This is a genomic window from Nostoc sp. (assembly GCF_036917575.1).
Classification (GTDB): Bacteria; Cyanobacteriota; Cyanobacteriia; order Cyanobacteriales; family Nostocaceae; genus Nostoc.
In genome coordinates this window covers 68,002-74,814 of sequence record NZ_JBALDC010000040.1, presented here as the reverse complement: position 1 = coordinate 74,814, position 6,813 = coordinate 68,002, and the positions used below count along the sequence as shown (strand labels likewise).

At 40.4% G+C, this 6,813-nt stretch carries 8 protein-coding genes; 3 read left to right on the top strand and 5 right to left on the bottom strand.

Features of this window, described 5'->3' with window-relative positions; genetic code table 11:
* The coding region (locus tag V7K79_RS10195; RefSeq protein WP_335047174.1) for a WD40 repeat domain-containing protein at window positions 1-904 on the top strand (904 nt) is incomplete at its 5' end.
* 277 nt (window positions 905-1,181) lie between these two features.
* Here V7K79_RS10195 and V7K79_RS10190 read toward each other — a convergent pair.
* On the bottom strand, window positions 1,182-1,397 hold the full coding sequence (locus tag V7K79_RS10190; protein WP_335047172.1) for a DUF4351 domain-containing protein: 216 nt from the start codon (window positions 1,395-1,397) through the stop codon (window positions 1,182-1,184).
* Between the two features lie 7 nt (window positions 1,398-1,404).
* Entirely contained in the window at window positions 1,405-2,208 is an 804-nt protein-coding gene (locus tag V7K79_RS10185; protein ID WP_335047171.1) for an Rpn family recombination-promoting nuclease/putative transposase, read from the bottom strand.
* Between the two features lie 95 nt (window positions 2,209-2,303).
* On the opposite strand from V7K79_RS10185, the gene V7K79_RS10180 reads away from it, so the two are divergent.
* Window positions 2,304-2,603, top strand: coding sequence for a hypothetical protein (locus V7K79_RS10180; protein WP_335047169.1), 300 nt, complete (start codon window positions 2,304-2,306; stop codon window positions 2,601-2,603).
* A gap of 76 nt (window positions 2,604-2,679) precedes the next feature.
* On the opposite strand, the gene V7K79_RS10175 is transcribed toward V7K79_RS10180, so the two are convergent.
* From V7K79_RS10175 to V7K79_RS10165, 3 genes are all read right to left on the bottom strand, one after another.
* Window positions 2,680-3,552: an S-methyl-5'-thioadenosine phosphorylase gene (locus V7K79_RS10175; protein WP_335047167.1), complete on the bottom strand. Its 873-nt coding sequence runs from the start codon at window positions 3,550-3,552 to the stop codon at window positions 2,680-2,682.
* Window positions 3,553-3,648: 96 nt separating this feature from the next.
* Complete coding sequence (locus V7K79_RS10170) at window positions 3,649-4,716, bottom strand: AI-2E family transporter (RefSeq protein ID WP_335047165.1); 1,068 nt, start codon at window positions 4,714-4,716, stop codon at window positions 3,649-3,651.
* A 180-nt stretch (window positions 4,717-4,896) separates the two neighbouring features.
* Window positions 4,897-5,046, bottom strand: coding sequence for a lmo0937 family membrane protein (locus V7K79_RS10165; RefSeq protein WP_335047163.1), 150 nt, complete (start codon window positions 5,044-5,046; stop codon window positions 4,897-4,899).
* A gap of 614 nt (window positions 5,047-5,660) precedes the next feature.
* On the opposite strand from V7K79_RS10165, the gene V7K79_RS10160 reads away from it, so the two are divergent.
* On the top strand, window positions 5,661-6,785 hold the full coding sequence (locus tag V7K79_RS10160) for a metallophosphoesterase family protein (RefSeq protein ID WP_335047162.1): 1,125 nt from the start codon (window positions 5,661-5,663) through the stop codon (window positions 6,783-6,785).
* Window positions 6,786-6,813: the final 28 nt, after the last annotated feature.

The window sequence follows — 6,813 nt, the reverse complement described above, 5'->3', positions numbered from 1 at the left end:
AACTATTGCCTCTGCAAGTTCTGACAAGACGGTGAAGTTGTGGAATCTCAAAGGGCAGGAATTACAAACTCTCAAAGGGCATAGCAGTTCTGTCTATAGTGTCACCTTCAGCCCGGATGGTCAAACTATTGCCTCTGCAAGTGATGACAAGACGGTGAAGTTGTGGAATCTCAAAGGGCAGGAATTACAAACTCTCAAAGGGCATAGCAGTTCTGTCAATAGTGTCGCCTTCAGCCCGGATGGCCAAACTATTGCCTCTGCAAGTTCTGACAAGACGGTGAAGTTGTGGAATCTCAAAGGGCAGGAATTACAAACTCTCAAAGGGCATAGCAGTTCTGTCTATAGTGTCACCTTCAGCCCGGATGGTCAAACTATTGCCTCTGCAAGTGATGACAAGACGGTGAAGTTGTGGAATCTCAAAGGGCAGGAATTACAAACTCTCAAAGGGCATAGCAGTTCTGTCTGGGGTGTCGCCTTCAGCCCCGATGGCCAAACTATTGCCTCTGCAAATTCTGACAACACGGTGAAGTTGTGGAATCTCAAAGGGCAGGAATTACAAACTCTCAAAGGGCATAGCAGTTCTGTCAGGGGTGTCGCCTTCAGCCCCGATGGCCAAACTATTGCCTCTGCAAGTTATGACAAGACGGTGAAGTTGTGGAATCTCAAAGGGCAGGAATTACAAACTCTCAAAGGGCATAGCAGTTATGTCAATAGTGTCGCCTTCAGCCCCGATGGCCAAACTATTGCCTCTGCAAGTGATGACAACACGGTGAAGTTGTGGAATCTCAATTTGGATGATTTAATGCTTAAGGGTTGTGCTTGGGTGCGCGATTATTTGCAAAATAACCCCAATGTGAATGAGAGCGATCAGCATCTATGTGATGATATTGGCACACGCAGGTGAGAAACTTCTCCCTACCTTGAACTAAAGTTCAAGTCTGTCCCTCTCCGAGTCGGAGAGGGACGATTTTGCGTAGTAAAACCAGGGAGAGGTCTTTTGATTAGATTTTAGTAATAAGCGATCGCCTTTATAATTTCAAATGATGGTGCGCTCGCTTTTGCTGTGATTTGAGAAAGTGCGATCGGCTGTATGATTTGATGGTGCGATCGCTCTTGCTGTCATCTCAGAAACTGCGATCGCTTATTAGATAGACCTTGTTTTACTTTCCAATTCTGGTGTATTAACTTTGAGTTTGCAATAACCAAGTTTCTAAATCGCTTAAAGCCGAAAAATCAAGTAAAGCCTCAGCCAAATCATCCAACTGTGTTGAGTCCAAAGCTTGTATTTTCAATAACTGTGCAGGTGGTACACTTCCAACCTTACGCCGAAGTAGTCGCATAACAATCGATAAAGCTTTTTCCTGCTGGATATCTTGATAAATTACAGATTCGCGCATAGCATCACTAACCTTGATTTTGTGCTAACCAAGTTTCTAAATCGGTTAAATCCGAAAAATCAAGTAAAGCCTCAGCTAAATCATCCAACTGTGTTGAGTCTAAAGCTTGAATTTTCAATAGGTGTGCAGGTGGAACAGTTCCAACCTTACGCCGAAGTTGTCGTATAACAATCGATAAAGCTTTTTCCTGTTGGATATCCTGATAAATTACAGACTCGCGCATAGCATCACTCCGTAATAATCTTTTAATCAGTTCCTTGTTTAATACTAACCCAGCTAATACTGCTGTTGACGCAGCAATATTACTTTGTGTTCGGGCATTATTTATTTGCTTAATAGCTTGTGCAACCTGTTGTAATGTTCGTGTTTTATCCTCAGTTTGACTGAGGGTTGCAAACGGTAACAAACCAGGAGTATTTAAAAATATTTCGCTGGGTTGCTCCCAAGGACGAATAACGCCGAATTCATGACGGGTATTTTCTAAAATAAAAGCTGTTTGCTGGACTAATTCGGATGTGGTGGGTTGCAGGTAAATGACAACTTGATGCATCCGCTTTCGGGGAAATCTGCGATACACCCTTAACCGATAATCAGTCATCCGAAAGGGAATCTCGGCTTTTGCTTCGGTTTTAAATTCGATATGCAGAACAATTTCATCTGACTGTAACAGAATTAACGCATCTGCTCGAATCGGTTCAAGAGATAATTCTGATGGACTGAGTTGGGTAAGTGCAATAGATTCGCCAAGTAACCAGGTGGCAAAATCGGCTGAAAATGACTCTGCTAAAAAGCGACAGACGTTATCAAACATAGACAGGTATTATATCAGCAAGATATTTGCCACACAATTTGAGATTTTGGATTTTGGATTGACCAAACAGATTTTAGTAATGAGCGATCGCCTGTATGATTTGTGATGATGGTGCGATGTCTACGACGGGCTACGCCTACGCACCATCATCAGCTAGACACAACGAACAAGCAAAGCCTCATAACGAAAATCATGATTTTGTTAATGAAAATCATGAGTTTGTCAATGAAAATCATGAGTTTGTTAATAAAAATCATGAGTTTGTTAATGAAAATCATGAGTTTGTTAATAAAAATCATGAGTTTGTTAATGAAAATCACGATTTTGTCAATGAAAATCATGATTTTGGTGACGACAGCTTATATATTTGCGTGTGTAGGCGTAGCCCGTCGTAGACATCGCTCTTGCTGTAATCTGAGAAAGTGCGTTACCGAACAGCCCGTCATCAACATCGCTCATTCATCACCAATACTACAAATACTTCTGCAACAATAACCCTAACTTTTCCTTCGTCGCTGCTGGTGCTTTATCCAACTGAGTCAAAATCGCATGTTGCAACGCCGAATGCGCCTCACTCGGCGGGGGATTTTCACTCAAGCGCCGCACAGTTTCTTGAATCACCCTTTGAGCATTCACTGCATTCCGCAGCAAATTGCCAATCACTATCTCCACAGTCACAGTGTCATGGTCTGGATGCCAACAATCGTAATCTGTTACCAGCGCTAAAGTTGAGTAGGCAATTTCCGCTTCCCTTGCCAACTTCGCTTCTGGTAAATTCGTCATCCCAATAATTGTTGCACCCCAACTGCGGTAAAGATTCGATTCTGCCTTTGTGGAAAAAGCAGGGCCTTCCATGCATACATAAGTACCGCCGCGATGGAGAGTAACTTCTGGTAAATTGAGAGATGCGATCGCATCTGCCAACACAGTAGCCAAATTCTGACAAATCGGATTGCCAAAGGCTACGTGAGCCACAATTCCCTCACCGAAAAACGTTGAAATCCGATTTTTTGTTCTGTCGATAAACTGATCTGGCACTACCATATCCAATGGTTTCGCCTCTTCCTTCAAGGAACCCACAGCACTAGCTGAAATTAAATATTTCACACCCAATTGCTTCATCGCATAGATATTAGCGCGAAATGGTAACTCAGAGGGTAAAAGCGTGTGATTGCGACCATGACGCGCCAAAAAGGCTACTCGTGTACCATCCAAAGTCCCCAGAATCAAAGCATCTGATGGTGAACCAAAAGGAGTTTCGACTCGCACCTCTTCGACATCTTTGAGGGCATCCATTTTGTAAAGACCGCTACCACCTATAATCCCAATACTAGCTTGAGCCATGATTCTGAACCTGTTTTTTACCGATCTGCTCAGTTATTTTATCGAAAAGGGGAGTAGCACAAAAGGTAGCAAACAAAGCGGTGTCTATTTAGAAATTTATTTAACATCTATTTTATTTTCAATTTCTCCTTCCTCTAAAGCAGGTTCTTCAAGCGTAAACTCATCAATAAATGTAATTATTACTGCTGCCGCAGGCACTGCAAGCAGGATACCAATAAATCCAAATAGCTTACCCATTACCAAAAATGTCACAATCACCATCACTGGATGGATATTAACTTGCTGACCCATCACCAAAGGCTGAACAACATGGGCATCTATTTGATTCATTATTAAGAAAAGTACTAGTACAAATACTAGCTTTAACGGTGAAATACTCAATGCTACTAAAGCTGGTAAAAAAGTCCCAATAATCGAACCAAAGTAAGGAATTATTTCAAATAAACCTGCAATAATTCCGAATGGCAGAGCTGAGGGAATCCCCAAAATAAAAAGTCCAAACGTTGCTCCAGCCCCCAGAAATATCATCGCTATCCCTGTCCCAAAAATCCAGCCCCGCAATCTTGTCTCGCAAGCTTTAAGAATTCGTTTAAACTGCTGATGATGTCGCCTTGGTACTAATCTTAAAATCCCTTTCACTAACGAATTAGGATCGTAAGCCATGTAAAGCGCTAGAATTAAGGTCGCTATCAAATCCACAGTCAAACTTAAAGCTTCACCTAAGAAAATTGGTACTCCACTTAGTAACTGATTGGTCAGGTTCCGTAATTGTATAAGTGCTTGGGAAATGTCTGGAATAAAAGTGAATCTCTGACGTAATTGCTCAACATCTGTTGTCAATCTATTAAGATAAGTTGGTAATGTTTTAATTAATTTTTGAGATTCAAAGGTCACACTAGGTAAGACTACAGTAGCTAATACTACCAAAAATCCGATGATTAATCCAATTAGTAGCAGAACAGCAACATCCTGTGATTTAACTAACTTTTGCAAAAACTCTAATAACGTTCGCAAAATTAAAGCAATCAATGCTGCAATCGCTAAAAGTTCTAATACTGGTAAAAGTTGGTACAAGATGTAAAGTACCACAGCCAGCATTACCGCCAATGGTGCACCACGACTTAACTGCGACCATCCATTGTCTGTATCTCTGGAATTTGCCATTACTATTAATTACTCTTCTATTTTCATTTTTCAAATTTAGTACCAGCAAGGGCGCAAAATTTTTATCTTTAACAAAACAGAATTCAGGAGTGATTTTCAGAAAATCTACGCTGAATTCTCAAACTAATGTATTTAATTTAACTAGTTGTTCAGTTCCTAAAAGTGCCAGAAGTTATTTATTCACACATCACGCGCTTTTAAAAAATTATAGATAGCAAGGGCAATGGCTATAAGCAATACTGCATGAATTAAATTCCCGGCAATATGAAGTACTAGTCCTAATGCCCAAAAAGCAACCAGCACAACAACACCCCAAAGTATACTCAACACATATTTGCTCTCAGTCAAGTAAGTTTTAATTTGTTTATATATTTTACTCCCTAGCTGCACTTTTTATCCCAGACTCATCAAAATAGACAACTTTTAAAGTTTGAGACGCGTTAACCTTAGACTTACGCAAAAATTATTTAATTTTTTTTTGTTTATGTCCTTTGTAGTTCCTTTTTTCATCCTCTTGGATATGTTGCCATCTCTTCTATAAAATCAACTTGCACACTTAGGATATTTCCAGTAATTCCCCAATTATTCAAGGGTTGATTACTATATATTTAACAATCAAATTTCTGATAATTTTTTAATAGTAATGATTAGTTTTTAAGTTGATTGTAACCATAGCGTGTAGTTGATGCTTCATGTATACAAATGTTAAGTATACACACTCCTGAGCAGGAAGAGAAAGTAAGGGTTATACTTTTGAGAAAAGACTTGTTTTGTAAGAATTCAGCACTCAGGAGTCAGAAGTCAGAATTTAAAAGGAATGCAGTACGATTGGAAAATTTATGTATAAAGTATTATTCTGATTCTTTAACTATTCTGACTCCTGAATCCTGCCTCCTGAATTCTTACCTTGTTTTAACCCCTACTTTTAACATTTTCATAAATCAATGACTCTCAATTTTCGGTTTGCGATAGTCAGTGACTTACACCTGGCACTTCCTCACACAATCTGGGATCATCCTAGTAGGTTTCATTTGGTTGAAGTCAGTATCTCGGCGTTTAAAAGTGTATTAGAACATTTAATACAACTCGATTTAGATTTCTTGTTGTTACCAGGAGATTTAACCCAGCATGGCGAACCAGAAAACCACGCCTGGTTGCAACAATGTTTAGCCCAGCTACCTTTTCCTGTCTATGTTGTTCCTGGCAATCATGACGTTCCTGTGCTGTTGGCTAATCAGCAATCAATTGCTTTTGCAGATTTTCCCTACTATTACATGAAGTTTGGCTATGACGATCCACAGCAGATTTACTACGTTCGTCAGTTATTACCTGGAGTTAAGCTGATTGGACTGAATTCTAACTCCTTTAACGATCAAGGTGAGCAGGTGGGGTGTTTGGACACTAAACAGCTACAGTGGTTAGAAGAGGTGCTGGCGGCATCTGGTGATGACTTAGTTTTGGTGATGGTGCATCATAATGTAGTAGAACATTTGCCTAATCAATCGAACCATCCACTGGCAAATCGCTATATGTTGTCCAATTCAGCAGAACTATTGCAGCTGCTAAGGCGCTACGGAGTCAAGCTAGTATTTACTGGACATTTGCACGTTCAGGATATTGCTTACTCAGATGGAGTATATGATATTACCACTGGTTCATTAGTGAGCTATCCTCACCCTTACCGAGTGCTAGAGTTTCATCGGGATAACCAAGGTAAAGAATCGTTGCAAATTTTATCCCATCGCGTAGAGTCAGTGCCTGAGTTCCCCGATTTGCAACAGTCATCACGACAGTGGATGGGCGATCGCTCTTTCCCTTTTTTAATCAAATTACTAACTCACTCTCCATTAAACTTACCATTATCACAAGCAAAAGAATTAGCTCCTAGTTTGCGCGACTTCTGGGCAACTATTGCCGATGGAGATGCGGTGTTAGATTACCCTCATTTTCCCCCAGAAGTGCGGCGCTATATTCAGACATATAGCGCATCACAGCCCCATCCAGGCATCGCCACTACTGGAATGACTCTGATTGATAATAACAGCACACTTGTGCTGAATAAAAGTTAGGAGTTACAACGTGATTCAACACTCAGCA

Excerpts from the sequence above, each read along its gene's own strand:
- V7K79_RS10185 (WP_335047171.1), bottom strand. The coding sequence starts at position 2,208 with ATGTTTGATAACGTCTGTCGCTTTTTAGCAGAGTCATTTTCAGCCGAT.
- V7K79_RS10175 (WP_335047167.1), bottom strand. The coding sequence starts at position 3,552 with ATGGCTCAAGCTAGTATTGGGATTATAGGTGGTAGCGGTCTTTACAAA.
- V7K79_RS10190 (WP_335047172.1), bottom strand. The coding sequence starts at position 1,397 with ATGCGCGAATCTGTAATTTATCAAGATATCCAGCAGGAAAAAGCTTTA.
- V7K79_RS10170 (WP_335047165.1), bottom strand. The coding sequence starts at position 4,716 with ATGGCAAATTCCAGAGATACAGACAATGGATGGTCGCAGTTAAGTCGT.
- V7K79_RS10160 (WP_335047162.1), top strand. The coding sequence starts at position 5,661 with ATGACTCTCAATTTTCGGTTTGCGATAGTCAGTGACTTACACCTGGCA.
- V7K79_RS10180 (WP_335047169.1), top strand. The coding sequence starts at position 2,304 with ATGATTTGTGATGATGGTGCGATGTCTACGACGGGCTACGCCTACGCA.